The 26,131-nt window shown below is 55.2% G+C and carries 19 protein-coding genes; 4 read left to right on the forward strand and 15 right to left on the reverse strand.

The genetic code is table 11. The features are described from left to right. Window positions 1-586: 586 nt before the first annotated feature. A complete protein-coding gene (locus LCM21_RS08465) occupies window positions 587-1,981 on the reverse strand; it encodes an FAD-binding oxidoreductase (RefSeq protein ID WP_224890212.1) in 1,395 nt (464 codons plus the stop codon). Window positions 1,982-2,124: 143 nt separating this feature from the next. On the opposite strand from LCM21_RS08465, the gene LCM21_RS08470 reads away from it, so the two are divergent. Together LCM21_RS08470 and LCM21_RS08475 are read left to right on the forward strand one after the other, a co-directional pair. Continuing rightward, entirely contained in the window at window positions 2,125-3,153 is a 1,029-nt protein-coding gene (locus LCM21_RS08470; RefSeq protein ID WP_224890213.1) for a GlxA family transcriptional regulator, read from the forward strand. An 89-nt stretch (window positions 3,154-3,242) separates the two neighbouring features. After that, window positions 3,243-4,016 (forward strand): FkbM family methyltransferase, encoded by a 774-nt coding sequence (locus LCM21_RS08475; RefSeq protein ID WP_224890214.1) that lies wholly within the window; start codon window positions 3,243-3,245, stop codon window positions 4,014-4,016. Between the two features lie 89 nt (window positions 4,017-4,105). Here LCM21_RS08475 and LCM21_RS08480 read toward each other — a convergent pair whose 3' ends face one another. Genes LCM21_RS08480 through LCM21_RS08500 form a run of 5 tightly spaced genes read right to left on the reverse strand, consistent with a single transcriptional unit; the run spans window position 4,106 to window position 9,108 of the window. After that, entirely contained in the window at window positions 4,106-5,086 is a 981-nt protein-coding gene (locus tag LCM21_RS08480) for a universal stress protein (protein ID WP_224890215.1), read from the reverse strand. After that, window positions 5,083-6,810: a cation:proton antiporter gene (locus tag LCM21_RS08485; protein ID WP_224890216.1), complete on the reverse strand. Its 1,728-nt coding sequence runs from the start codon at window positions 6,808-6,810 to the stop codon at window positions 5,083-5,085. The genes LCM21_RS08480 and LCM21_RS08485 overlap by 4 nt, the downstream gene beginning before the upstream one ends. Before the next feature lie 30 nt (window positions 6,811-6,840). Then, a complete protein-coding gene (gene adhP / locus LCM21_RS08490; protein ID WP_224890217.1) occupies window positions 6,841-7,860 on the reverse strand; it encodes an alcohol dehydrogenase AdhP in 1,020 nt (339 codons plus the stop codon). Between the two features lie 13 nt (window positions 7,861-7,873). Beyond that, window positions 7,874-8,896, reverse strand: coding sequence for a cation transporting ATPase C-terminal domain-containing protein (locus LCM21_RS08495; RefSeq protein ID WP_224890218.1), 1,023 nt, complete (start codon window positions 8,894-8,896; stop codon window positions 7,874-7,876). Then, entirely contained in the window at window positions 8,893-9,108 is a 216-nt protein-coding gene (locus LCM21_RS08500; protein WP_068334101.1) for a helix-turn-helix domain-containing protein, read from the reverse strand. Before LCM21_RS08500 ends, LCM21_RS08495 begins: the two co-directional genes overlap by 4 nt. 388 nt (window positions 9,109-9,496) lie before the next feature. On the opposite strand from LCM21_RS08500, the gene LCM21_RS08505 reads away from it, so the two are divergent. Continuing rightward, window positions 9,497-10,480, forward strand: a complete 984-nt coding sequence (locus tag LCM21_RS08505) for a calcium/sodium antiporter (protein ID WP_224890219.1) — start codon at window positions 9,497-9,499, stop codon at window positions 10,478-10,480. Window positions 10,481-11,249: 769 nt separating this feature from the next. Here the strand turns inward: LCM21_RS08505 and LCM21_RS08510 are convergent. After that, a complete protein-coding gene (locus LCM21_RS08510; protein ID WP_224890220.1) occupies window positions 11,250-11,990 on the reverse strand; it encodes an acyl-homoserine-lactone synthase in 741 nt (246 codons plus the stop codon). Between the two features lie 552 nt (window positions 11,991-12,542). Here LCM21_RS08510 and LCM21_RS08515 point away from each other — a divergent pair. Next, entirely contained in the window at window positions 12,543-13,472 is a 930-nt protein-coding gene (locus LCM21_RS08515; RefSeq protein WP_068334103.1) for a response regulator, read from the forward strand. Window positions 13,473-13,570: 98 nt separating this feature from the next. On the opposite strand, the gene LCM21_RS08520 is transcribed toward LCM21_RS08515, so the two are convergent. From LCM21_RS08520 to LCM21_RS08555, 8 genes are all read right to left on the reverse strand, one after another. Then, a complete protein-coding gene (locus tag LCM21_RS08520) occupies window positions 13,571-14,473 on the reverse strand; it encodes a metal ABC transporter substrate-binding protein (protein ID WP_224890221.1) in 903 nt (300 codons plus the stop codon). Window positions 14,474-14,475: 2 nt separating this feature from the next. After that, window positions 14,476-14,811, reverse strand: a complete 336-nt coding sequence (locus LCM21_RS08525) for a hypothetical protein (RefSeq protein ID WP_224890222.1) — start codon at window positions 14,809-14,811, stop codon at window positions 14,476-14,478. Continuing rightward, window positions 14,808-15,578 carry a DUF4198 domain-containing protein gene (locus tag LCM21_RS08530; RefSeq protein WP_224890223.1) on the reverse strand — a complete coding sequence of 257 codons (771 nt, stop codon included), beginning with the start codon at window positions 15,576-15,578 and terminating at the stop codon, window positions 14,808-14,810. Before LCM21_RS08530 ends, LCM21_RS08525 begins: the two co-directional genes overlap by 4 nt. Window positions 15,579-15,591: 13 nt before the next feature. Continuing rightward, window positions 15,592-16,761: an ABC transporter permease gene (locus LCM21_RS08535; RefSeq protein WP_224890224.1), complete on the reverse strand. Its 1,170-nt coding sequence runs from the start codon at window positions 16,759-16,761 to the stop codon at window positions 15,592-15,594. Further along, window positions 16,758-17,426 (reverse strand): ABC transporter ATP-binding protein, encoded by a 669-nt coding sequence (locus tag LCM21_RS08540; protein WP_224890225.1) that lies wholly within the window; start codon window positions 17,424-17,426, stop codon window positions 16,758-16,760. The genes LCM21_RS08535 and LCM21_RS08540 overlap by 4 nt, the downstream gene beginning before the upstream one ends. Then, window positions 17,419-17,877: a hypothetical protein gene (locus LCM21_RS08545; RefSeq protein ID WP_224890226.1), complete on the reverse strand. Its 459-nt coding sequence runs from the start codon at window positions 17,875-17,877 to the stop codon at window positions 17,419-17,421. The genes LCM21_RS08540 and LCM21_RS08545 overlap by 8 nt, the downstream gene beginning before the upstream one ends. A gap of 277 nt (window positions 17,878-18,154) precedes the next feature. Then, window positions 18,155-21,988, reverse strand: a complete 3,834-nt coding sequence (locus LCM21_RS08550) for a non-ribosomal peptide synthetase (protein WP_224890227.1) — start codon at window positions 21,986-21,988, stop codon at window positions 18,155-18,157. 1 nt (window position 21,989) lies between these two features. Further along, the gene (locus tag LCM21_RS08555) at window positions 21,990-26,108 is read right to left on the reverse strand and encodes a non-ribosomal peptide synthetase (protein ID WP_224890228.1); all 4,119 of its coding nucleotides are present in this window, start codon (window positions 26,106-26,108) and stop codon (window positions 21,990-21,992) included. Between the last annotated feature and the right edge of the window lie 23 nt (window positions 26,109-26,131).

The raw sequence follows: 26,131 nt of genomic DNA on the forward strand, positions 1-26,131 counted from the left end.
TGGAAGGGGTCTTGTTCGAAGAACCAGCCACTGAGTACACCGCTTGGCGAGCATACTGAGTGTGTAAAGCGGGTGAAGCTGTTTGTTCTGATCCCGACGCGGGGGCGGGGGGCAAGGTTTGCGGAGGGTCGGCTTGGTTGATCAGATGGCAATGCTTACGTTTACCTTCGGCGCGCTTTATGCCGGGCCTGAATACGTTGCAAAGACCTAGAAAGCTGCCAGTCGTTTCACGGAAGAACGGGGACGGGGAAATATACCCGCCCAGCGACCGAAATGAAATGCGCGGGTGCGCCTTTGAAACACAGGTTCCTGATCGACGATATCGCGCGCAGGACCGGGAACGCCATGCCGCGCGGCCTCTTCTGTGCCATCGTTGCGGCGCTTGTGCTGCTATTGATGTGGCAAAATCCACCTATAAAAGGAAGAATAGTGTGATGTTCGGATCATCATCTCGTGACAAAAGCCCAAGATATAGGCCCGTTTTTCAAGCTGAAAGTGGTCGTGCAACGCATTGAAAGTTGAAAGAAATGCGAGGGTGTCAACTTAACCTTGCCGCCGCCAAATTGTCGAAAGCGGCAAGGCTGTATTAAGATTGAGGGCGAATATTCTGGTTGAAACAGAACCGGTTTTGCGGATCATACTTGGTCTTTATCTCAACCAATCGCGCGAAGTTTTCGCCAAACGAGGCGCGGGTTAGAGCATCGCCGTCTTCACCGTGCCCCGGAAAATTAAGGTAGGCCCGACCCTTGTGCCCAAAAGGCGCAGCCGCATCCCATCCGTCGCGTGACCACGCAATATTGCTGGCATCGTCCTTCGGGTCTGACCAAACGCTGTCGAGCGAATACATCCATCCCATAGACCGGTCACCGAATGCTGTGGCGTTTGCTGCGACATTCGTCGTTGCGCCACCAAAGTTCCATAGGGACGAGATTGAAGCGTCGGATGGGGCCGTCAGCGCATTATTCATTGCCAGATCAATCATCTCGTCGGACAGATCGGATAGATAACGGGCCTTCCAATAGCACCGGAATTCGCCCGCAGGCATCAGCGTGTCGAAGATTTGTTGCAAGTCGCAATAAGTCATACGCCCCGAGAAATCGACCACTATGTTGTCCAACTCGCGCAATGGCTGCAGCAGGGTTTCTCCGTCAGCGGCATCACCGTTGTAGACACAAGCTAAGGTATAGACTTTTTTACCCCACATCTCTTGCGGGAAATCCTCGCCTCCGGCGGTGGAGAATTCGCAGAGTGATCCGACCAGATCACCGTGTTTTTTCATTAAGTCACGCCAGGCGCGAATTGGGGCAGGGCCGTCGTCAACGGCATAAACCGGTGCGGCAAACATCACCTCGGGGCCAATAGGATGCAAAGCGAACTCAAACTGTGTGACAACGCCAAAGTTGCCTCCGCCACCTTTGAGCGCCCACAACAAATCGGAGTTTTCCTCCGCACTTGCCCGGACCAAACTGCCATCGGCAGTCACTACGTTTGCAGCGACCAGATTATCGATCGACAGACCGTGTTTTGCCCGCAACCACCCAATGCCGCCGGAAAGTGTAAGCCCCGCGACCCCTGTATCCGATATCAGGCCACCGGGCGTGGCCAACCCATGCGCCTGGCTGGCGACATCCACATCCCGCCAAAGTGCTCCGCCGTCAACAAGTGCTATGCGTTTCTCTGGATCCACCGTAACGCTGCGCATCCCGCTCAGGTCAATCATGACGCCATCGTCACAGACAGCATGGCCCGCAACATTGTGCCCACCACCCCGGATCGAAATCGGCAAGTCCTTAGCCCGCGCGTGATTGACCGCAGAGATCACATCTTCGGTGTTCTGACACTGCACGATCACACCGGGGCGCCTGTCTATCATCGCGTTCCAGACTGCGCGGGCACTGTCGTATCCCTGGTGTCCGGGTCGAATGACCTTTCCCGCGATGCCGTGGATGTCGTCTTCATGGTTCAAATGTAAACTGTCCATGTCTCAACTCCTATCTGCAGGTTTCCTAAGACTATGCCGCCGAAGCGCTCTGGGTCAGTGGCGATTTTGCCAGGTAGGTGGCATACTGGACAGGTAGTTATGGGATAATCGCCAAAAGCGTGCCGAAAAGGACAGGAGAGTTCATGTCTTCCCATCGAAAACCTAGCATTGCACTTCTTGCCGCGCCTGAAACCTCTGCGTCAGTTCTATACGGTCTTTACGATGTGCTGCTCTCTGTGGGCGCGGTGTATCCTGATATGGTAAACGGCGTGCCGGGCGATGAGCTGCTGGATGTTCGGATCGTTTCTGCAGATGGCAATCCTTTTCACTGCATCGGTAACATTCCGGTCGAACCTCATGCTGCTATTCAGGACATAAGCACGCTGGATGCGATTGTCGTATGCGATATGTACACGTCGATCTACGACGTGCCAAAAGGGCGCTATCCGCGCGAGGTTGAATGGCTTGAGCGCATGCACGCGTCAGGCGCTTTGATAACGTCCGTCTGTTCGGGTGCATTGCTATTGGCGGAATCCGGGATACTTGACGGCCACGCCGCAACTGCGCATTGGGCCTATCGCGATATGTTCCAGCGGCATTTTCCAAAAATCACGTTTCGCAATGCGTCGGTTTTGTGCCTTGCAGCGGAATCCGATCGGATTGTAACGGCTGGCGGTGTCAGCGCGTGGCATGACCTGACCGTTTATCTTATTGCGCGGTTTTGCGGGTATAGAACGGCTATTGAGACGGCCAAGGTCTTTCTGATCAGCGGCCATTCCGAAGGTCAGTCGCCATATTCAGTGATGACGCGCCCCATGGAGTGCAATGACAGGTCGATATCAGAGTGCCAGCTTTGGATTGCCGACAACTACTCAACGGTTAAACCGGTCGAGAAAATGATTGAGCGGTCGGGACTGAAATCGCGTACTTTCTCTCGCAGGTTTCGGGCGGCGACCGGATTTACTCCGATTGAATATGTTCAGGCGCTGCGGATTGAAGAGGCCAAACAGATGCTTGAGACGGATCAGCTTTCCAGTGGCGATGTGGGCTCTGCCGTTGGCTATGACGATCCGGCGTCGTTTCGGCGCATTTTTAAACGGGGGACAGGCCTGTCTCCTGCGGCATACAGAAAGAAATTTCAGCGTATCTCTCAGATTGCGAAGGGAAATTAGCAACAAGTTCTTCTAGCGTATGACAGGTTTCAGCAGAATGCGAATGAGTACCTGATTCAACGAAACAATATTCAAGGGACGGCGCGGCAATGGTGGTTGGTATCAACACTCAAGGGCGGCTTGCGATGCAAGGTTTGCGACGGTCCTTTGAAATCTACTATCGGGATCACGAACGTACCGCACGTATGGACAGGTTGAATGCCGCCTTTGTGGGGCGTGGTGCCACTGTCTTTGACATCGGGGCCCATGTCGGCGACCGCACAGGCAGTTTTCTGCGTTTGGGGGCCGAGGTTGTGGCTCTGGAGCCTCAACCGCTTATTTTCCGCGCCTTGCGACGGATCTATGGTCGATGCCCCAGGGCGACGTTGCTTCCCTGTGCGGTTGGTGATCAGACCGACCATGTGGACCTGTTGGTAAATCCCTCAAACCCAACGGTCGCGACAGCCACGTCAGATTTTGTAAAGGCGGCCTCTGGCGCGCCCGGTTGGGAGGATCAGGTTTGGGATGTAAGTATTAAGGTCCCCGTCACGACGCTTGACGCCCTCATCGATGAATACGGCCAGCCTGACTTTGTGAAAATCGACGTTGAAGGCCATGAGCCGGTTGTTCTTCGTGGGCTTTCCAAGGCAATTCCACTTCTGTCTTTCGAGGTTACGACGATCTACCGCTCAGGGGCGCAGGACTGCATCGACAGGCTGTCATCGCTTGGGCGCTACGAATACAATTATAGTGTGGGCGAGGAACACGCGCTACAATACCCGGATTGGGTAAGCCCCAACACAATGCGCGAAAGGATCGATAACTTGCCGCTCTCCGTGAATTCGGGCGACGTTTATGCGCGGCGGTGCGATGGGCGATTATGACCTTTGTTGTTAAAGCTCACCGCCCACCGTATTCGTTTAGTCAAGAAATCCCTGCGCGGGATGTCCACATTGCATGGCTGAACAGGGTATCAGCCGCGCAGAAGGGGGCTTACAAAGCCATCGGGTTTCACGGCAAGAACCGGGCATTCAAGGCTGTTGATGATGTTCTCAGCCGTATTGCCGATAAAAACACCGCTCAGCCCGGTGCGCGCCACTGTGCCCAGCACAACGACATCGGCACCAACTTCGCGGCTTTGTTCGTGCAAAACGATCTCCGGGCTTCCCTTTGCGAGGCGCGGAACCAGACGTGGCCGCGGACCGATCTCAGCGCGAATTTGCGAAAGGAGGCGATCCATCGCCTGTTGCCGTGCATTCAGAACTTCGTTGACGTAGCGATCCGCTGACATCCGAGAGTCGCTGCCGCTGGACAAAGCCCAGATCATGCCTTCGCCAATCGCATCCCAAGCGTGAAGAACGATGACCTCGGCGTCGGGTGCGATTGCAATCATGCACGCCGCATCGACAACCCGTCGGTTCAACGCTGCAAGCGTCTCGGGCTCTGCCGCGTCGCGGGTATCAAGATCGACTGCGGCCAGAATACGTTTAGGGTTTTGCCTTGCATCCGATGTCTGAAGCCAAACAGGGCAGGGACATTTACGCAGCAAGTGCTGGTCGGTGCTTGCAAACAGGAAACGTTCCATGCCGACCAGAGGTTCCGCCTTTTTGACAACGAAATCGCAACGCGACTTGGCAACGTGTCTGATGACCTCAAGATAGGTTTTGCCGACTGACACACGCAGATTGATCTGTCGGTCATGTGCAATCGCCGCCAACCTGGTGCTGACCTTTTGGCGCGTTGTTTCCACGGCTTTTTCAATCAGCTTGTCAGGGTCTGCGCCCGAAAGGCGCGAGAGGATAGACAAATCATGCGGAGCCTCAATACAGGCGATAACCTCAACCGACGCGCCATGCGTATCGGCAAGGGTTATCGCGCTCTGCAAGGCAGCCTGTGTCTCGCTCGCGTCCGCTACGGCCAGAATTTTTTTGGGTTTTAAGGTGCTCGTAATCATGCTGGCAGTTCCTTCTGACCGTCCGGGTCCGCGACAACGTGCTCGGGCGCTTTAGCATCACCCGCGATCATCCGGGCGGCGGCGAATGATGCGTCGCGATAGGGCATCAGAACCAGATCAGCGTGTTTACCTTTCAACTTATCCGCGGTTGCGTCCAGATGCGCCGCGACCGCAATTTTTCCATCAAAGCCAAGATCGCGCACGACCTTGAGGAGAGCATAGCGCGGATCGTCATGCGTCAGTCCGGTGTCGTGTTCCGGCACGGCCATAACCAGCCACTCTGCCCGCGCAAGGGGCAGGTGGGCCAGAAACTCAGGGTCGGTGGCATCGCCAAAGACAACATCATACCCCTGCGACCGGGCATGGCGTACCGCTTCGGGGCTGAAGTCGACACCAAGGACGCGCTTGCCGCCATCGCGCAGTTCCGATGCGATGCCCAAACCATAGCGACCAAGGCCAAATAGAATGATCTCATGAGCGCGGGCTGCATCGGAATTTCCGTCATCCTCGGCCTTTGGGCGGCGGCGTTCGGCAAAGCCCAATACCGGTTCGAACAAGCTGTAAAGCTGATGGGAATATGTGATCATATAGGTCGATGCGGCGATGGTCACGAGGCCCACAAGGGTGACAAGCCCAAGGGCGTTTTCAGCTACATGCCCGATCGAAACACCCATCGCCATAAAGATCAGGGAAAACTCGCTGATCTGCGCCACGGTCAGCCCGGCGAGAAAGCCGGTGCGTTTGCGATAGCCCATAGCCCCCATGATCACGAGAACGATCAGGGGATTGCCGATCAGCACAAACAGCGACAGCACGATGGCCGGGCCGATGCTGGCCCCCAGGACCGAGAGGTCGAGCGAAGCACCCAACGAAATAAAAAAGAATAGCAACAGGAAATCGCGCAAAGAGGCCAGTCTCGCGGCGATCGCCTCGCGAAAGGGCGTCGACGCAAGCGAGACACCGGCGAGCAGCCCGCCGAGTTCCTTGCCGAACCCTAGGTAATGCCCGACCGCTGCCAGAAGCGCAGCCCAACCGATGGCGAATGAGACCAATAGCTCTGGTGCGCGCGACAGACGTTCTACTAGTGGGTCGGCCACAAAGCGGATGAAGATCACCACGAAAACCAGCATCGCCGCGCCATAGCCCAGCACCCGCAAGACCTCGGTCACCGCATTATCGCCTTCTGCCGCGGCACCGCCCACGCCAATGGCTGACAGGGCGATCATGGCGACCACAACCACAATGTCCTGCACAATCAGAAATCCGAGTGCGATCCGCCCGTGCAGGGCGTCGATCTCACGTTTGTCGGACAACAATTTCACGATGATGATCGTTGACGAGAACGTTAGTGCAATCGCGACGTAGATCGCGGTACGGGCGTCCAATCCAAGGGCAAGTGCGATTAGAAAGCCAAAAACAGTTGTGAAGATCACCTGCCCAAGGCCGGTAATAAGCGCAACCGGACCCAACGTCCGAACCAGGTTGAAATCCAGCTTGAGCCCCACAAGAAAAAGCAGCAGCGCGATGCCAAGTTCGGCAAGAAGGTCAATCTGCTCGTCGGAATGCGCAATATTCAGGACTGAGGGACCTGCAAGAATTCCCACAGCGATAAAGCTGACGATCAGCGGCTGACGCAACATGAGCCCGACAAAACCGACACCCGCCGCCAGCACAAGAAGCGCCGCGATCTCATAGAATATGTAACCCTCGATTGCTGTGGTCATATCTCGTGCATCAGGTCAGTTTTTTTCGGGTCACATCGTCATCACGATGCGACCGTCGATCCGTCCTTTCTCCATCTGTTCGAAGATGCCGTTGATGTTGTCGAGCGTGTCCGTGGCATAGTGCGAGGCTACTTTCCCCTCGGCCGCGAAGGACAAGCTTTCCGCAAGATCGGCGCGCGTACCAACGATGGACCCGCGGATGGTTTTTCGGTTCAACACCACGTCGAAGATGTTCAGCGGGAAGTTGCCCGGGGGCAGGCCGACCAAGCTCATCGTTCCGCCGGGTGCCAACATACCTACACCCTGACTGAACGCTGTGTTTGAAACGGCAGTGACCAAAACCCCTTCGGCTCCGCCGAGCCGAGCCACTTCATCAACTGGGTCTTGTGTTGCCGCGTTTATCGCGGCACCGGCGCCCAGATCGCGCGCCAACGCAAGTTTGTCTTCGGCAACGTCAACGGCGATTACATGCAGCCCCAATGCCCGCGCATACTGGACCGCCAAGTGACCCAACCCTCCGATACCAGAGATCACTACCGTCTGGCCCGGGCGCAGGTCGCATTCTTTCAGCCCTTTATAAACCGTCACACCGGCGCAGAGGATCGGGGCAGCGGGCGCAAAATCCAGATTGTCAGGCAGGTGTCCGACATAAGTCGGGTCGGCCTCGACATATTCGGCAAACCCGCCATTGACCGTGTAGCCGGTGTACTGCGGTTCAGTGCGGCACAGCGTCTCCCAACCCGTCACGCAGGCGGTGCAGTGCCCGCAGGCATGGTGCAACCACGGAACGCCAACACGGTCGCCTTCCTTTACCGAAGTCACGCCGCGCCCGACCTCGGCCACTATGCCAACGCCCTCGTGGCCCGGAATGAAGGGCGGTTCAGGCTTGACGGGCCAGTCACCCCGTGCCGCGTGCAGATCGGTATGGCATACACCGCAAGCCTCGATCTTCACAAGAATCTTGCCGTCTTTGACCTTTGGTTTTTGGACTTCCTTAAGCTTTAGCGGCTGCGAAAAATCCGTAACAACGGCGGCTTTCATCGTGGACATGAATGAACTCCTTTCAAGTAAAGGCCGAGTGATTGCGGGGTGAGCGTGTCGGTACACGCCGCAGAATCCTTTTCTCCAACTCGAGAATAACAAGCAGCACGGGACCAATGGCGACGACCAGCACCCCTTGCAGTAAGCTGAGCGGCCGGGTTTCAAAAAACGTTTCCATGAACGGGGCGTATGTGAAGGTGAATTGAAGCGCCGTAACCGCCGCGATCGCAATCAGCACGGGCCGCGTGCCCAGAACGGCGCGCAGCGACAGGGACGTCGTGTTGAGAAACCGCACCGAGAACAGATAGAAGATTTCCATGACCACCAACGTGTTGACCGCGATGGTGCGCGCTTCTTCCAGACTTGCCCCCTGAGCCTGTGCGAAAGTGAACATTCCGAAGATCCCGGCACAGAACAGCAGTGAGACAAACCCGACGCGCCATAAGACAAAGCGAGAAAGTATTGGCTCATCCGCGCGGCGCGGGGGGCGGCGCATGATGTCAGGCTCCGGCCCCTCAAACGCCAGTGCTATGGCAAGCACAACCGAGCTGACCATGTTAACCCAAAGAATTTGCACTGGCGTGATCGGAAGCGTCAGGCCAAGCAACAGCGCAAGGATAAGGGCCAGCGCCTCTCCTCCGTTCACTGGCAGAAGAAAAACGCTGGCTTTCTTGAGATAGTCATAAACGGTCCGACCTGCGCGAACAGCTTCGGCGATGGTGGCAAAGTTATCGTCTGCCAGCACGATCTCGGCGGCATCTACCAGCTCATGCGGTTCAGGCCCGTCGATCTGCGTACCTGTCAGGACCTCTTGCGCATTCTCCAGCCCCAATTCCCGGACAATGGCTGAGGTTGTTCCCGCGTGATTGCCGGTGATCATCTTGACGCGGATACCGGCGGCACGACACTCGGCCACTGCCGCAACCGCTTCATCGCGGGGCGGGTCGATCAGACCCAAAAGACCAAGCAAAACAAGATCGCTGTCGACGTCGTCAAACGTCAGTTTTTGCTTTGTCGCCGAAATCTTCGCATGTTGCACTGTCATGACCGATTTGACTCTGGGTCGCTCTGCCAGCTTGGCTCACGCGTCGCGTGTTCGTTGACGAACGCCTCAAGGTCCTTGACGGCCACCCGGAATTCCCGGCCGAGTTTTACTGCGCGCAGCTCTTGCTGGTGAATCCAGCCGCGAACCGTTTGTTCGCGAACTTTCAAAAGCTCGGCGATCTCATGAGTTGTCAAAAACGGCTTGCTGAGCATGCGCACTCTCCCGTTGCGTGGGCGAGTTTACTATACATATTCAAATAATATGTTACAGCGTCAAGACGTCTCAGAACGGTTCAAAAGCGTTGAATAATCATCAGACACGTTCGGTTTTTTTGAGAAAAGCTAATCTAGCACTCTCTTCGGCCCGCCACGTTTCACCGTCGCCAATCGAGAAAGAGGCAGATCCGTCTGTACCCGAGGCAGAGGTTCAAAAACAGCAGGGCCGCATCCCGCTGTTGACTGGCTACTTTACCTCGGCTTTTGTTTTCGGCAGGGCGATCTTCGGTGGCCGGCTTTCCCCCAAGGTAGTGGGGGATAGACATCGGCCTGAATTCAAGCCTCGCTTTTGCTCGTCCTAAACGTAAGATGTGAGGACCTAATTGTGCTTGACACTTGGTTGCCGCTGCTCGGCGGTCTCATCCTGTTGATCGTTGGCGGTGAGTTCCTTGTTCGTGGTTCCGTGCAAGTAGCAACCGGGATGGGTGTCTCACCCTTGGTTATTGGGTTGACGTTGGTGGGGTTTGGCACCTCTACGCCCGAGCTTGTCACCTCGGTACAGGCGGCGCTGTCGGATGCGCCAGGTATCGCCTATGGCAATATCGTTGGATCAAACATTGCCAATACCCTTTTGATCGCTGGAGTTGCCGCGCTTCTGTGCCCGATTGCCGTGGCATCGTCTGCGCTCAGGCGGGACGGGTTCGTGATGTTGGCTGCCGTTCTTGCTTTTGCCGCTATCGCTGCTGTGATGCCGATGGGTCGCGCCGTCGGTGCGATCTTTGTCCTAACGTTGGCCGGGTACATCTTTGTTGCCTTCCGACAGGAGCGTGCCAGCCCCTCGCCTGATCACGGGGCGGTCTACGAAAAAAGCATCGCCTTGCAAGAGGCTGACCCCGCGCTCGCACCACCCGCACCACCGCGGTCGTCGCTTCTTGTCTCGGCCCTGATTGCGGTTGCTGGATTGGTTCTGGTCGTATTCGGCGGTAAATTCCTAGTTGAGGGTGCTGTCTCATTGGCACGCGGCCTGGGTATTTCCGAAACGGTGATTGGCCTAACCATAGTGGCTGTCGGCACCTCGATGCCGGAACTTGTCACATCTGTCGTGGCCGGATTGCGCAAACAGGGCGATGTCGCCTTTGGCAATATCGTCGGTTCAAATATCTACAATATCCTTGGCATAGGTGGCTTTACTGCGCTGATCGCGCCGGGTGCGGTCCCGGTTGAAATCGTCAGCTTTGACAATCTTGTCATGATTGGCGTGTCGCTGGTACTGGTCGGTTTTGCCTGGACCGGTTTGCGCATTGCACGGTGGGAAGGCGCGCTGTTGCTTACTGGGTACGTCGCGTATGTCTACGTGCTCTGGCCGTGATCAAGCGTAGGCAGCTTGGCTCCGTGACATCTTTGCGCGTTAGTTCCGATCCCCAGCGCTGGAAGACAAGCTTATTTCAGCGCGTCTTTTTCGGCAGCCAAACCAGGGCTACCGGGTGCTTCAACCTGATTCATTTCAATGGAAGTCGAGAGGGACTGGATGAGGGGGCAACCAGCCCCTCTCGGGAGGGGGTAGCGAAAAAACGCTTCTTTCTTCAATGAACCCGCTTGAATAAAGGGACTCCTGTGGTCTGACTGCAACTGAAACAGATAATTTCTAATTTGGAAACAATGAATCACATTAAGAATTGGACACAATTTTGCCGCAATGTCATCCTGACACTCGGGTGGTGTGGCTTAATTTTAGAGTTTTCTTGTCTTTATGACTTGACTGAGGGGGTTAAACGGTACGTCACACCGCCTACATTACCCTACGTAATCAAGTGTTTATATGGTCTAACACTGATCAAAACTAGATCATGTTTTAACTCGTATCTCGGCACCTAAGGACGCGAAGTTCGCGTGTGATAATGGCTGATAACTCGTTGAAAGGCATCAGCCAAAGTGCCGAATTCACTCTTATCCTGTTCCGAATCCTGTCTCCTGTAGGGCTTTTCAAGGCAAATGCAGGGTTTCTGCGACCTACTTCTGAAGTTTAGCTTTTGCGATCATCGGACAGAATCACCGACTCCTTCTGCAGATGGATGGGTGTCATAGTGTACCAAAATGCACAGGCAGTTGATGTCAGGGTCCAGCGCAGAATCCTGCCGCTAGTTTTCAATGTTGAACAAAACCGACTGGCTTGCGGTGCCGTCTATCGAGAATTTGGCACCAACAGGCGTGGCGTAAACACCCAGTCGTCTGGACCACCGCGCCCAAACAGAAGGGACAATTCCCAAGATGCTTTTGGCTCCACCGCGTTTTGCGGCAACTGTCATTTGGTGAAAAAGTTCACGCTGAACCAGGAGCCTGCGAGAAGCCGTCACGCTGTCTGTTACAAAAAACCGGGACGCCTCCCACACGGTTGGTTTTACGGGGGCTTCAAAAAACAGGATATCGGTGGGCATTCCTTCTAGGATGCCCCTTTGCGCATCCCTTAGCATATAGGAGTATACTCCACATTGTGCCGTGCTGGGAAGCAGCCGCACTCCGCCAAAGACTTCGCCGAATTCATGAAGAATGATCCATTGACAGGCTGGGGTATCGTACTGGTCGAACTCCATTCCATCAGCTTCGCAAATCTGCCAATTCAATCTGTCGATAAAAATGGATTTTCGTGTCTCAAGGTATTTTGTAAGCAATGTGCCATGTTCGTGGATATTGCGAAAGCTCATCGCTGTCGCGCGTATGTTGCCAAGTTTGCTGCGAGGCGTTGAAAGGGCACGTTGGGGCGCACGATGTTTGCGCTGCGCCAAAGCCTTCGGCGCAGTCACAGAGTCGTTGGCAGGACTCAGGTCCGGAAAGGTTTCCGGCGATTGGTATGCCTGCTGGTACCTGAGTGGTCGGTCCATACTTTTCTCATAATTTCGGCACACTTATGACAAGATTTGAACTGGCTGGTCTACAACCTACTCAAGTACTTTGTGGATTTATCGAACAAGTGTGTCTAATTGACATCCCTTTGACAAAGACGTCGCTTATTCCTGTAGATCGTTTCAAATTTTCCCCTCTTTTAAGAACGCCAAAACGGGGTCTCGACCTTGCGGTTCGCCTGGCAAGATGTTGTTTGGATTAAGTTATATTTTGGGGCTACCATCCCTTTACCTGCAAGGGCGTGGCCTTGGGAAACAATTCAAAACGTTCTGTGCCACGGCCTGAGACTGAGCGCGATTCTTGTCCTTCGGCCTATGAACCTCAAATCCGATCCACACGATTTCTGTCAAAACATTGTGCAAATAAAAAAATGATGCACAGACATAACGAGGCCCATCTTGGGTCAACCTTTTGCCGCCTTTCCTCGCCATTCTGACATAGTCCTGAGATTTTCATGCACCCGGGCCAGTCGCTGCTCACAGTCTGCGACGCCCAGCGGTTGGTTCGGTGCAAAAGGTTGGTGAAAAGATATGCGTATACTTGCCGTAGACGACGACCCTAGCATTCTGGAGTTGTTGACCAGCGTACTTGCTGCATTCGGTTACAAAGATGTCGTTACCGCCCGCAGTGGTCGGGACGCGCTTGATATCCTGTCTGACCCGTCAGAGGTGTTCGATTGTCTGCTTCTGGACGTACAGATGCCCAAAATGAACGGGATCACACTGTGTGAGGAAGCGCGCAAGCTTCCCGGCTATACTTACACGCCCATCATCATGGTCACCGCCATGGTTCAGAAGCAGTATATTGATGAAGCTTTCGAAGCAGGTGCTACGGATTACGTCACAAAGCCATTCGAATTCTCCGATCTTAAACAGCGCCTTTCAGATGCCTACCGGATGGCGGCAGAGCGGAGAGCTGCAATCGAGGTTTTGCAGGCCGATGAAGACGCGTGGCAGGACTCGGAGGTATACCCGGACGTCCGCATCAGCGACCCGCAATATTTTGGTGGCTTGCCGGGATGCATAGGGCTGGCCGAGTTCGAAAACTACGTGGTTCAGGTTGCTACCATGCATTCCGCAGCCGCAAAGATTCTGGCTGTCAGGGTCACCAATGTCGAGGAAATCTACAAGCCCAGTTCCACAAGCGAGTTCCGGGAGTCCATGGCGTCAGCTGGTGCCGCACTTCTCCGGGCCACCAAGGAAGGGCGCAAGGTGGCGACATATTGGGGAAATGGTGTCTTTCTGTTTGTATTCGACCAGCAAGACAGTGCGCACGCGGAACGTCTGCTGAAGCAGGGGCCAGAGATTGCGGATGGTGTCATGCTGGGCAGCCCATTGGTGTTCCAGGTGGGCGAAGAAATTCCCCTGGAAGCCAAGACAAAAATGGAAGCGTTGTTTTTAATCGACAAAGCTGTGGAGCTTGCCGAACTGCGGGGCAACCAAGCCGCTCAGTTCGGCTGACTGGCCGTCAATACGCAATCATGATGAGGTTGGGGCTCTCCCAATCGGCATGGGAGAGTAGCAGCCTTCAGAATCCTGTTGATGCGAGAACAATTCGGTCAGTTATTCGCCCCAAGACTGGCTTGTGAAAGATCAGACACAGCTTTTTGGTAGGAATCCAAATACGTCCCGGCAGACGGCTTGTGGGCGAGCGTCGGGAAAATGACGCTTTCCATCCCAAGGCCGCGCAAGGCTTCGATGGCGGTTGCCGGAGGCTCTGCTTCCCAAATCAGAACCTGCGCACCTGTCCGCTCTGCAATTGAACTCAGTTCGGTCAATTGTTCGGGGGTCGGGGCTGCACCTGCATCCCATTCCACCGATGTAATCGAAAGGCCATAGCGACGCGCAAGGTACTGATACCGGGGGTGCGTTGCGATCAGTGCAACGTCCCGAGTGTCTGAGAATGCGCTTTGGGCCGTTTGGTCCATTGCTTCCAGATCGGCGCGCAATTCCTCAAGACGAATTGCGACGTCATCTGCTGAGGCAAGCTCGCGCGCTGTGATCGCCTCGGCGATAGCCTCAGCTTGGGCAATTGCCAGCGTCGGATCGAGCCAGAGGTAAGATGCAACTCCCTCATGCGAATGCTCGCCCCCGTCGCCGTGGCTGTGGGTTATGCTTTCGGTGACGATGAACTGATCCTTAAGCGCCGCAGACGTGTTCACCAACCGCGAACGCGGAAGCGTTACGCGGTCGACCCAAGTGGCAAAGCTGGCACCATTCAAAAGGATCAGGTCCGCCGATTGGATCATGCTGATATCGGCAATGGAAGGGCGCCAGAAAGACGGATCGACATCTTCCGGGACCGGAAACTCAACATCTGCAGTGTCGCCCAAAAGACGCTCCGCAAAGTATTGAAGCGGATAGTTTACCGTCACCACCTTGGGTCGATCCTGTGCCACGGCAACCGTCGCCAGAAGAAGCCCCAAGGTGGCAATAACAGTGCGCTTGAACAATCGCTGCATCGTCAGCTCCCGCATTTTCGCGCGATGTCTTCGGGTGTCACGATCCAATAATTGTCGTGACCACCTGTATCGACCTCAATCACCAAGCCCTGCGAATGGTCCACGCTGGACAAAGGAACACGGGCCGTTCCATCGCTTTCAAGTTGCAGCGTCGTAAGCAGGGAGTTTTCCCCGTCCAGCACGCGCACCTCACCTTTCTGCGCGACTTTTCCATTCGAGAACTTGGCCTCGACGGTCACTGCCTCGCAATCGACCGAGGCGAACACAACAAGGCTATGAGCCGCTGCTGCCAAAGGAGCAGCGGCCAATAGCGTCGCCAGACCAACGGCCCGGATCACTGTCCCGTCCACTCTTCAAAGTGAACCCAGATGACAGCACCCAGTTCAACGGCTTTATCTTCGCCGTCCTGAGGCAAGGTATAGTCTGCCGTATTCAGCGCCGCGAAACCCCACCACCCGTCAGACGGTGCAGCATAGGTGAACACGCCATCTGCGTCTGCCTTGACCGTTTGGGTGATCATCAACTCATCGGGTGCGGTCGCGCTGGCACCATCGTTGAAGAACTCTACTTCAACCTCGGCATAGGGTACGGGTTCCCCGTCCATTTTGACGATCCCCTGAAACACGTTGTGTTCCCACAGGCCAAACGGTTTCGAAAGGGGGACGATCTCGGTCTTCAGGCCAAGCTCGGTATCCCAGCCTTCGTCATCGCCATAGGCCGTCACATAGGTCTTGGTGTAGTGGATGATGAACGCGTCCTCGGCCGGTTCCCAATAGGGCTTGGGCTCCATCGCAAAGATATAGGTACCGGGGCGTTCCAGCGGGAAATCGAGCGTATAGCCCTGATCATCCATGACAGTAGCGTCCTGCAGATCCCCCAGCAGGTCCGTGGTTGCGCCTTCATGGGTCACGGTAAACGCCTCGGGCTTTTCAAGCATCATCCCATCCATTTCGAACGGATGCGAGAAGGACATGGTCAGGGACAGGCTGCGACCGTCTTCCTGACTGATCATCGGGTCATTCGGAATAATCATACCATAATGCGCCAGCGCCGGAGTGACCGCGACACTGCCCGCCAATGCTGCAAAAACAATATGTCGTTTCATAGTTCTCCCTTTCTCATGCGCCGAGCGAGAGCAGCCAGCCCACCCAAGTCTCGGCATTTTGTGAAATCAATGCGGCACCAATTGCCGCGATACACCCGGAAAGAAACAGCAGGGTGACTGTCTCTGCCGCCAGCAGGCGCAAGACCATGCCGCGCCTGGCGCCCAGTTTTACTGCAGTCGCGATTTCGCGTGCACGCAGCCGGTAACTCAGAAAGACCGCGAGCCCAACGGCGGCAATCGCTGCAACCGCAATAATGGCTGTAACGCCATCCAAAAGCGATTTGATTCGAAAGATACGGTCAACCAATCCCTGGATGACACCCGCCGGTTCGATCAACTGGCTTGGGTTGTCGCTGTCCAGATAGCGACCCCTCAGGATTGTACCTGACCTTTGGTCGTTCGGCACTACGATCACCGCTGTGGCAGGAAAGCTGTTCTGTGACCCGTGAAAGTGAAAGCTTTCGATATTCTCGGGGGTGATGCGCTGGAATTGCACAACGGCAGCATTGGCAAGCGCGTCAGTTCCCGCTGCAATGTCCGCTGCGGTCACGACATCCTCATGCCCGTGCCCAATCCCTTGGATCACCCAAGCCGTTTTGATATCAACGAAAATCGCCTGATCGTCCGGTGTGTTCGTGGGGGCAAGAACACCGACAATGGGCATTTCCAACGGATAGACGCCGTCAAGGTCGAACAGGTTTTCCGGCGACGAAACAAGGCTATCACCGACGCGCTTACCAAGCTGTTGCGCCACATCTGCGCCAATCACCGCATCGCCTAACAGCGACAGGCCGCGCCCCTCTGAGAAATCCAGGTCTCGGAAATCAAAATAATCAAGGGTCGTGCCGACGATCCTGAAGCCCCCCGATGAAAATGCGGTGTGCACGGGAATCGGCATCGCCAAACCGCTGTCCCAAAGCGTTTCCACTTCTTTCATTGCAATTGGGGCAGGGCGTTCGTCGGAAAAGTAGAGCGCGGCCATCGTCAAATCCAACTGTGATCCGCGGCTACCCAGAAGCAGGGGCGTTGTTTCACCGCGCGCGACCAGAGCGGTCTGGCTCGTCGACAACAAGATCTGTGTTGCGACGGGCACGAACAGGATAAGCGCTGCGACGACGACCAGCACAAGGCTGCGCGCCCAGTGAAAGCGTAGATAGGCATAGGCAAGGTATAGCGCATTCATGCTGCCGCCACCTCGCGATACTGCGCGAAGTCTATTACACGCTCGAACCGCGGTAAAAGCTCGTGGTCATGTGTCACGGCCAGCACAGTCGCGCCGACATCTGCGGCTTGCTGGAACAGCAAGTCCAGGATGCGCCCCTTGCTTTCGGGGTCGAGGTTTCCGGTCGCCTCATCGGACAAGATAAGCTTGGGCTGCGTTACCAGGGCACGACAAATCGCGACCCGCTGCTGTTCACCCTGGCTCAACGCAGCGGGGTGCCTGTCAAGCTTGTCGCCGATTCCGCAGGCATCGGCCAAGGCTTCGGCACGGCTGCGGGCGTCGGCATCCAGCTTTAGCGCTGGCGTAATCCGGTAGGGATACAGGATGTTCTGCCGCGCCGACAGGTAATCCAGCAACGCAAAGTCCTGGAAAACAAATCCTATGTGACTTGCCCGGAACTGCCGGCGTTCGGCGTCTGACAACCCGGTTACATCCGTTCCGTCGATCTCGATGCGCCCGCTCTTTGGCAAGAGGATACCGGCAATCAGATTCAGAAGGGTAGTTTTTCCGCTTCCACTTGGCCCGACAATGGCAAGACGTTCCCGTTCCCGAAGTGACAAGTGCGGGATATGCAACCGAAACCCGCCTTCTCCATATTCGAACGAGACGTTTTCGACGCTAATCATCGTGGGACTCTTCGGAAACTTCGAACATTTCGCCTGCCATGTCCCGGATGACCTCGCGCAGCGCAAAGTCGGTTATCCGCCAGGCACCATCGATCGGAGAAATCGAAAGATCGGCACTGTACGTATTCCCCCGCACGTGAAGATGTTCTTCATGGCCCACAGTTCCAATCACTTGCCATGTCGCATCAATCGTCAGCGTTGAATCTTCGTTTGTGACGACGCTGTCCAACATCTTTATTTCGTGAAGCGTCTGGTCGGCTTCGTGCAAGCCGCCACCGGCCATTGCGCCAACCCTATCCAGATACAGATACTCAAGCGCGGCGCCTTCAGACACCTGCGCGAGCGTGTCGTATATTTCATCTTCCTGTGTCTTTCCGAACGCTTCGTACACGACAGCCAACAAGGCGGGTGTCAGCTCGTCAGACAGTTCGATCGCTACTGGAACAGTCATTCGCGGTTTTCCGGGGACCGAGTACGCCTCAACCCCGTCCGTGCGGCTTAACCCATCTGATGACGAAAAGTGCAGGCCAGCAACGATGCTGACGCCCAGAAAAAATACAATGGCTAACACTATTTCTTGGCGCACTAGCTTCGGTCCCAACTTAACAGATGTACGGAGCAAAACGCGTTTTGGATCAACCCTTGGTTCAATTCTGTGCAGAACCCAACGCAGAAGCAATAAGAACCGCGCTGTTTGCAGGGAAGCGCGATATGCCTCTGGTCCTGCATCACGTTTTAGGATGGCTGCCAAGGCCTGTGCATTCTGACAATACCGACGCAATCTTGGAAAAGACATCCGATCGCGTCATCAATTCATCATGTTTCATGTCCAGATTGTAGAAGTGCTTGTCAGTTAGGTGCGTGTCCAAAGCATCGCCAGCGGCCAGCGATGGGTTGCCCTGTGACAAGAAAATATGCGCAGGTTTATCCAGCCGAGGGACACGAAACGCTCTTACAGCAAGCTCATGCGCGATTTCTACGCCTCTGATGCGTAAGTCTTCGGCGTCGGGGCGTTCCGCAATGGCACGTTTAATTTCCGGTACGGTTCGTTTTGATCTGAACCGCTGTTTCCAACCTTTTGTGATGTATCTCCATCGCTTGTACGTACGAAAATACAAAGGCTGCAACGCTGGTTCCGCGCCTATCATCTTGAAGGGTGGGTCCAGCAGGATCAGGCCGAGCACATTCTGCTGACCCAATTGTCTTGCCATTTCTAAGACCATAGGGCACCCGGCTGAATACCCGCACAGGACGAAAGGGCCGGAATTTCCAGCCTGTTCCATATGCAAGATTGCCTCGGCTGCAAGGTCGTTAAAGGACCTGCCAAATGGAACGGGGGTGCCCTTTGTGCGATGGCTGGGAATATGCACAACAGAATGGTCAGCGCCAAGGCTGCGCGCCATATATCGGCTGAACTGAACAGAGCAATGGGCAATCACCACCGTGGTTTTTCCCGGACCCGGGTTGGAAATCTGTACGGTGCTATCGCTGCCCAGGAATACGTCGCCCGCGCGGCGTGCCACTACGCGCTTGGCCAGTTCTGCGACGGTGGGGTAGCTGAAAAGATCGATGGGCTCGAACTGTATTCCTTGATCTTGACCCAATGTATAGGCCGCAATGGTGGACAGGCTGTCGCCCCCAAGGTCAAAGAAATTGGCATCTCGGGTTTTGCACGTGGTCTTGAGCGTTTCCGAGAAAAGGGCCGCTATCTGTTCTTCAAGGGTATCTCTTGGCGCGTCTCCGATCTGAGTCTGAGTTTGCTGTAAGATCATGGACTTCAGGGTGTTTTGGTCTAGCTTTCCATTTGGAAGCACGGGGAACTTCTCGATTCCGACCACTAATCTTGGGTGAAATGGTTCAGGCAGACTGGCTTCGATATGGCGCGCCACAGCGTTGCACACAGGGTCATTGGCGGGGCATTCCACGGCCAACGCAATTGTTCTGTGGCCCGCAAGGTCCAATGCAAGGGCCGCAACCCGCCGATCATCAGATACAACCTGCGCTGTGGTCTCTATTTCCGACAACTCAACGCGATGCCCGCGTATTTTGATTTGTTTGTCCTTGCGACCCAGAAACGTGATGCAGCCTGATACGTCAGCTGTTCCAACGTCGCCCGTTCTGTAGGCGCGTATGCGCTCTGGTCCAATTTCAACGAACCGCTCTTTCGTTTGCTCGGGATCGTGCAGATACCCATCCGCGATCGTCGTGCCCGCAACGACTATTTCACCCACCACGCCCGGATCCGCGGGCACACCATCACTGTCGAAGATACCGACCCAGGTTCCCGGAATGGCTTTGCCGATTGGCACGACCTGATCACCGTCGAACGATGTTGCATCAAATGACGTGCACCAGACCGTGCCTTCTGTGGGACCATATTCATTTACCAGAGTGCAGTTGGGCAGTACCCGTTGCAAGTCGCGTGACACGGCGGGGTAGAGGGCTTCTCCGGCTGCAATTAGAACCTTGAGACTGCGTAAATCCTGCGGTGGCACAGAGGATAACAGTGCCTGCGCAAGGCCCGGCAGGCACAGTGTGTGCGTTACACCATGATGGGAAATCAACTCCCCCAATGCGGCGGGTCGCTGTTCGGCGTTCTTTGACGCAATCACCAAATGCCCGCCAGTGCAGAGCGTCCAGTAAATTCCGGCAACCGAGCTATCGAAAGCGAGCGAGGACAACAGAAGATATACCTCTGGCGCCGTACCATAGACCTTATCCCGCGCTGATGTGGATACTGCCAACGCTGCCTGAGAGATTGCGACGCCTTTGGGTTTGTTTTCCGACCCTGACGTAAACATAACGTAGGCGCGCGGACCGGGTGCAACTTCGGTCAGGGGAATTGCCTTGTCGAGCGCCTCAAGCAGAACAAGCTTTGCAGACGTTTCTGGCAGGCTTGAGCGTGATGCCTGCGTCGAAATCACAAAGCGAGGTTTGACGGTATCCATGATCTGCGAAAGGCGGGCTTGCGGGTAATCCAGATCCAACGGAACGTAGGCAGCGCCTGACATCATCACACCCAGAAAGGCTGCAATTGCATCGGCCCCACGTGGCAGTGCAACTGGAACGATGTCACTTGGTTGGATACCGGACTCTCGCAGCAGAAAGGCGATTTGCCGCGCGCGCGCGGCAAGATCTGAGTAGGACAAAGTTTGTTCGGCGTCGGTAACCGCCGCTGCCCCCGGCGCAGCTTTGGCGCAATTCAAGAACCGTTGGACAACTGTTTCAGCCTTGGGTGCGGGTGACACCTGAACTGATCTAGCCTGGTTTTTCATGACGTCGTGGATCGGCTGCGACGGGTCATCAGTGATGGCGGACAAAACCTGCTTGTAGACCGCAATACAGGACCGAGCTGTTTCGGCATTCACTCGCGCCGGGTCGTAAATGACTTCGACCCCAAGTGTCCTGTCAGGCGTCACCAACAGCGACAACGGATAGTTGCTGAATTGCGCGGACTTGAAATCTTTGACCTGAATCTCATCAAAGCTGCCGTCTTTTTGTTGTACGCCTTCGTTTACAAAAAGGGTGTCAAAAAGGGGCGTACCCTTTGGAAACGGGGAGCAGTTCTGAACGTCTGCCAGCGCGGCGTATTCGTGTTTAAGCCGATCCATTTCAGCGCGAGCATGATTTTTTAGAAACACGTCAACGGGTTGAGAAGGATCGATTTTTAGCCGAACGGGTAACGTGCTGACAAACGCGCCGATTGTGTCTGAGATATTCGGAATCTCCGCTGGTCGTCCTGCCGTTGTCGTCCCGAATACCAAATCATTTTGCTGTCGCTGCCTGCGCAAGACCAAGGCCCAAGCTGCTGACAGAACAGTATTAGGCGTGATTTTTAAACTGGCTGAAACGGCTTCAACCTGTTCCATCAGGTCCTGGCCCAAAGACTCTGAGTGTGAAACCTGCGTCGTAGTCTGACCGAGTGCGTTCGGCTCGGGCAGCAAACAGGGCTCGTCGAGACCTGCAAGATAATCTGTCCAGAACGCAATATCCGTAAGCGGACGCTTTTTCTTTAGCCAGACAAGATAGGTTTTGAAGCTTGGAATACTCGCATCGTCTGGGTTTTCACCGTTGTAACGCGCGAAAATTTCGTGAAACGCAACGCGCGTTGACCATCCATCACTTATCAGATGGTGAATCGTCCAAACAAACCGCCACGTATGCTGTGATGTTTTGATCAGAGTGACCGCCATCAATGGGGGCTTTTTCAGATCAAACTGGCGCAGTTGTTCGCGCTGAAGAAGGTCTTCGGCCTTGTGCTCAATATCTGAATGCCCGGTCCAGTCCAGTTCGGTCCACGGTACGTGTACCTTTTCCTGAACAACTTGAACGGGTTGCTTAACACCCTTCCACACGAAACCAGCGCGCAGCGCGTCATGTGAGGCGACCAGTGCCTCAATCGCGGTTCTTAGACGCTGTGGGTTTAGGGGGCCATGCAGTGTGCAACTGACAACAGCCACGTATTGCCCACGAAACTGCGTCTCGCCCTCAACGTGGAAGAGCATTCCTTTCTGAGCCGAGGAAAGTGGAAGAATATCAGCTATACCCTGAGGATACCCCATGCTAGCTCAGCGCCTCCGTGATGCTCGCAAGATCATCATCGTCCAGGTCCAGAAGCACATCGTCCTGACCTTTGTCGGAAACTGCCGAGGGTAAGTTGCTTGCATGTTCAGCCAGCGACCGGATGGTTCGATATTCAAACAGCGACGTTGCCGGCAACGCAAAGCCGTTTTCGTTGGCGTTAATCGCGATTTCAATCGCCGCCAGACTATCCACGCCAAGGTCAAAGAAATCCTCGGTCACCCCAATCTGATGCACGCCCAACACGGCTGCCAGAATTGCAGACAGCTTTTGTTCCGCGTCGGTTGCTGGCGCTACGATGCCCGTGCTTTTTCTGCTCCGTCTGCGGGTTTTGGGCAGTTTGTCAGTATCAACCTTCCCATTGGCGCTTAGCGGCATATCGGTCAGGATAATCACGTCGTCAGGAAGCAAGTTTCGGGGAAAATGCGCCTCCAAGGCCTGCCAAACGTCCTGCTCTACGATGTCGTGGCCGGCCACATACACGGATAAGCGTTGTGGGTGCAGAGGTTCGTCAAACCCGATTTCTTCAAGAATCTGCTCAACGCGTTGGGTGTCGATATCGTCATTCAACTCGTCCAAGGCCTGCTCGCGGGTTTTGTGACCCATGCGGACATCCCACGAATAGGGCAGGGCGTAGTTGTGGAAGCCTTCGCGTGACTTGTGCAGATGGATGCCCGCGTCGTTGATCAGGCAGTTGGTCGATCTGCCGGTGTCCGACGGTCGTTGCCATGCGGTGTGCTTGTCGAGAAACTCGTAAATCTCGGAAACCGGCACATCAATATACCGGTAAATGTCAAGTACCTCGACCTTGTCCAGGAACCGGCCGTCCTTTAAATCATCGGTTTCCAAAAGCCGCGAAAGCTCATCATCTTCAGCGTGATAGGCTTTGCGGGCCTTTGTAACCAAATCGTCTAGCTGGGCGCACGTCGGGGCTGTGTTGCGGAACAGGTCGGGGGTCAAGCGGGTTTCAAAGAACTGTCCCCTGGACAATCCTGTCACCAGCATTGGGGCGCCCTCGGACAAGGCAGTACGAAAGGCCAACGTGTAGAGTGCCTTGAAACAACCCTGGCAGACGTTTGAGTGCGCTTTCAAGCTGTCGACGAAAATCCGGTTCATCTTGTCTGTGCTGAGATACCGGTGGTCCCAGCCAAGATCGTCTACAACCCGTTGAATATTCGCTTTTGCCTGATCAGAGATATACCCATTGTCCAATGTCACCGCGAGGACACGCGAGGTGTAATCAGCCAAACGGTAGGCCGCGTATGAACTGTCTTTGCCACCGCTCAGCATCATAACCGCGTCGTAGTCGCCTGTGCTTGCCTGCTCTGCACGTGCGATTTGGTGCTTAAGATCGGGTTCGTCACGAAAATAGGCTTGAGCCCGATCTTTGTAGTTGTCGAACTCAGCACAAATCCCGCAAAGATCGGGTTCGTTGAATTCTACGCCTGGAACGGCGTCTGTAATCCCGCATTTTCGACAGGCTTGCTTGCTCTCGGCCGTAGGTGAGGCAGAGCCGAAGGCAACGTGTACGGCGTTCACGTTGGGGATTTGGCGCAGAACGCGATCAATTTCTGCAACTTCGAAACGGACCCCGCCGATTTTAACCTGCTGGTCTGCACGACCAAGGTATTCAACGCGGCCATCGTGATTGATGCGTCCGATATCACCAGTCCGGTACACTCTGCCCTGAACCTTGGCTGGATCTTCCAGAAACTTCTCTGCGGTCTTCACCGGGTCGTTTAGATACCCCTCTGCCAACCGACCGCCCAGAACGATTTCTCCGGTTACACCTAGCGGGCAAATATTCATACCCTTGTCGCGGATGCTGAGTGATACTCCGGTCGCCGGGCGACCAATCTGAACAGAGGCGTCGGTATCTTTGTCAGGGCTATAGACGTGATGCATGGCCCCCACGACGGCCTCTGTGGGGCCGTACTCGTTGACCAACTTTAAGGAAGGCGACAGCACCTCGATCGCCTTGCGGCATAGTTGCGACGTCAGGTTCTCACCCCCGAGGATAAGCGTCTGAATACGCTCAACGGCGTGACCTTGTTTGCACGCCAACGCAAGGTGAGAGGGGGTCAGCTTCACAACATCCACAACGTCTTCGGCAAATACGTCCAGCACGGCAAGGTCCGGGTCAGAGCGTTCGGGGTACACACGGATTGATCCGCCTGAAACAAGCGGCGCGAACAAAGATGTCAGTGTCAGGTCGAACGAAACCGACGAAAAGAACGCGTAATGCGCTGGGCGATTGGCACTGAACGTTTCCGCGGCCCAGTGGATGTAGCGTGACAGGTTGTCATGGCTGACCTGCACCCCTTTTGGCGTACCGGTTGAGCCAGAGGTAAACAGGACATACGCCAGATCCGTCCCCACGGGCTCAGGTTCGGACAAAGGTGCATCCGATGTGGCAGGGGGCAGGGTCAAACGTTTGCATGAAAAGGCGCGGTCATCGTCAGGCGTCACAAATACCGCTGCCGCGCCGGAGGTCCTGACGATCTGTGCGGTGCGTGCATCGGGCGTATTTGATGCGATCGGAACAAAGCTGCACCCGGCCTTTAGGATTCCCAGCATGATCAGCACAAATTCCACCGAGCGCGGCAGCACCATCGCAATGGACGATCCGCGAGCAATGCCAAGACCTTTCAGGTAAGCAGCGATCCGGTCGCTTTGTTCATCAACCTCTTTGTAGGTCATCCGGTTTTCAGCACATGAGAGGGCCAAAGCGTCCGGGGACTTGGCTGCTTGAGCGGCAAACGCCTCCAGCACCGTTACAGGGGTGTCGTCGCTTTCGGTGCGCCCGAACAGAATTGACCGATCTTGTTCGCCCGCGGATATATCCAGCGCCGTTATCGGTGTATCCGGGGCCTCGACCATCGCCTGCAGAACGCGTAAAAAGTGATGCCGCAAACATTCCTCTGACACGGCTTGGAGAATCTCGTCATGCACATCCAGAAAAAGCTGCGTTTTCCCGCTGCCAGAGAAATCCATGATGTGAAGGCGCATGGCATGCGTGACATCATGCGCACCGCTGTGAAGCCAAGTCGCGGTTGCAGGACGACCGGCGAAATCTTGAAACTCCGCTTGAATGAAGTTGCAAACAGCGCTGATACCGGATGTATCCATGGCCGCCACAGCACCCGATTTGGCTTGTCTCAAAAAAGCACTCAGCCCTGATTTGACCTTTGTGTGAAGGTCCAGAAGCATATCGTCAGCGTCAATTCGAACGCTAAACGGCAGCACTTCGACGAACAGCCCAAGCGTCTTTTTATCGGTGCCGGACAATCTGTTGTGGGATGGCAACCCGATCGTGATCTGTTCATCCCCTGTAACGCGATGAAGATAAGCCAGATAGGCCGTCAGGTAGATCGCCAGTTTCGACAAATCCGGCGTGAACAAGCGAAAGGCTGGTTGGGTAACAGCGTGCTCCAGTGCATCAGTTAATTCCTGCCCCATCGGCACATCGAGACGCTTTGAAAGGGCCGCGCGCCTCGCTGTGGCTCCATAAGGTGGCGAAGAGGGCCGGGGAGGTGCGACAGGCCCGGGGTTCGGTGAGGGAGCTTGCACGGCGGAGCTTTCAAAAAAGCTCGGTAAAGGCTCGGCTGTGTCGTATTCACCCTGTTCGATTGCAAAATAACGGCGTGCGACCTGGTCAAAAAGCAAAGCACTGGAGTGCGCATCACAAACAATATGGTGCTGGCATACGGCCCAAACCCAATGGCTGTCCGATGCTCTTATTAATTGGCTGCGCATCGTTGCGCGCGTTATATCGAACGAGGTTTGAACCCATTTCTCAAGGTGTTGCTCCAAACTCATGCCCGGATCAAGTGACTGACCAAGGTCAGATATTTCGAGAAGGTTTTTCGGAGCGTCTGAAACAAACTGCTCTGGCGCACCGTTTTCGTCATGGAATACGGTGCGCAGAATTTCATTGTCTTGAACTACCTGGGAAAACGCCTTCCGAAACACTTCTGGATTCACGTCGAAGTGCAAATCGAACCGCCAGGCCGTGTTGTAGATTGGCACATCCGGATGAAGTTGATGGCCCTTCCAGAACCTCAACTGGCTTTCAGACAATGGATGCGAAACCCGGGTCATTTCAGGTATCCCCAAGCGGGTTG

It is taken from the genome of Ruegeria profundi, from assembly GCF_020171505.1.
Classification (GTDB): Bacteria; Pseudomonadota; Alphaproteobacteria; order Rhodobacterales; family Rhodobacteraceae; genus Ruegeria; species Ruegeria profundi.

What these genes read in the sequence shown, in the direction of transcription:
- LCM21_RS08530 (WP_224890223.1), bottom strand. Translation starts at nt 15,578, where the DNA reads ATGAAACGACATATTGTTTTTGCAGCATTGGCGGGCAGTGTCGCGGTC.
- LCM21_RS08510 (WP_224890220.1), bottom strand. Translation starts at nt 11,990, where the DNA reads ATGGACCGACCACTCAGGTACCAGCAGGCATACCAATCGCCGGAAACC.
- LCM21_RS08535 (WP_224890224.1), bottom strand. Translation starts at nt 16,761, where the DNA reads ATGAATGCGCTATACCTTGCCTATGCCTATCTACGCTTTCACTGGGCG.
- LCM21_RS08480 (WP_224890215.1), bottom strand. Translation starts at nt 5,086, where the DNA reads ATGATTACGAGCACCTTAAAACCCAAAAAAATTCTGGCCGTAGCGGAC.
- LCM21_RS08465 (WP_224890212.1), bottom strand. Translation starts at nt 1,981, where the DNA reads ATGGACAGTTTACATTTGAACCATGAAGACGACATCCACGGCATCGCG.
- LCM21_RS08520 (WP_224890221.1), bottom strand. Translation starts at nt 14,473, where the DNA reads ATGCAGCGATTGTTCAAGCGCACTGTTATTGCCACCTTGGGGCTTCTT.
- LCM21_RS08495 (WP_224890218.1), bottom strand. Translation starts at nt 8,896, where the DNA reads ATGACAGTGCAACATGCGAAGATTTCGGCGACAAAGCAAAAACTGACG.
- LCM21_RS08470 (WP_224890213.1), top strand. Translation starts at nt 2,125, where the DNA reads ATGTCTTCCCATCGAAAACCTAGCATTGCACTTCTTGCCGCGCCTGAA.
- LCM21_RS08545 (WP_224890226.1), bottom strand. Translation starts at nt 17,877, where the DNA reads ATGACTGTTCCAGTAGCGATCGAACTGTCTGACGAGCTGACACCCGCC.
- adhP (WP_224890217.1), bottom strand. Translation starts at nt 7,860, where the DNA reads ATGTCCACGATGAAAGCCGCCGTTGTTACGGATTTTTCGCAGCCGCTA.
- LCM21_RS08550 (WP_224890227.1), bottom strand. Translation starts at nt 21,988, where the DNA reads ATGGGGTATCCTCAGGGTATAGCTGATATTCTTCCACTTTCCTCGGCT.
- LCM21_RS08475 (WP_224890214.1), top strand. Translation starts at nt 3,243, where the DNA reads ATGGTGGTTGGTATCAACACTCAAGGGCGGCTTGCGATGCAAGGTTTG.
- LCM21_RS08540 (WP_224890225.1), bottom strand. Translation starts at nt 17,426, where the DNA reads ATGATTAGCGTCGAAAACGTCTCGTTCGAATATGGAGAAGGCGGGTTT.
- LCM21_RS08485 (WP_224890216.1), bottom strand. Translation starts at nt 6,810, where the DNA reads ATGACCACAGCAATCGAGGGTTACATATTCTATGAGATCGCGGCGCTT.
- LCM21_RS08515 (WP_068334103.1), top strand. Translation starts at nt 12,543, where the DNA reads ATGCGTATACTTGCCGTAGACGACGACCCTAGCATTCTGGAGTTGTTG.
- LCM21_RS08555 (WP_224890228.1), bottom strand. Translation starts at nt 26,108, where the DNA reads ATGACCCGGGTTTCGCATCCATTGTCTGAAAGCCAGTTGAGGTTCTGG.
- LCM21_RS08500 (WP_068334101.1), bottom strand. Translation starts at nt 9,108, where the DNA reads ATGCTCAGCAAGCCGTTTTTGACAACTCATGAGATCGCCGAGCTTTTG.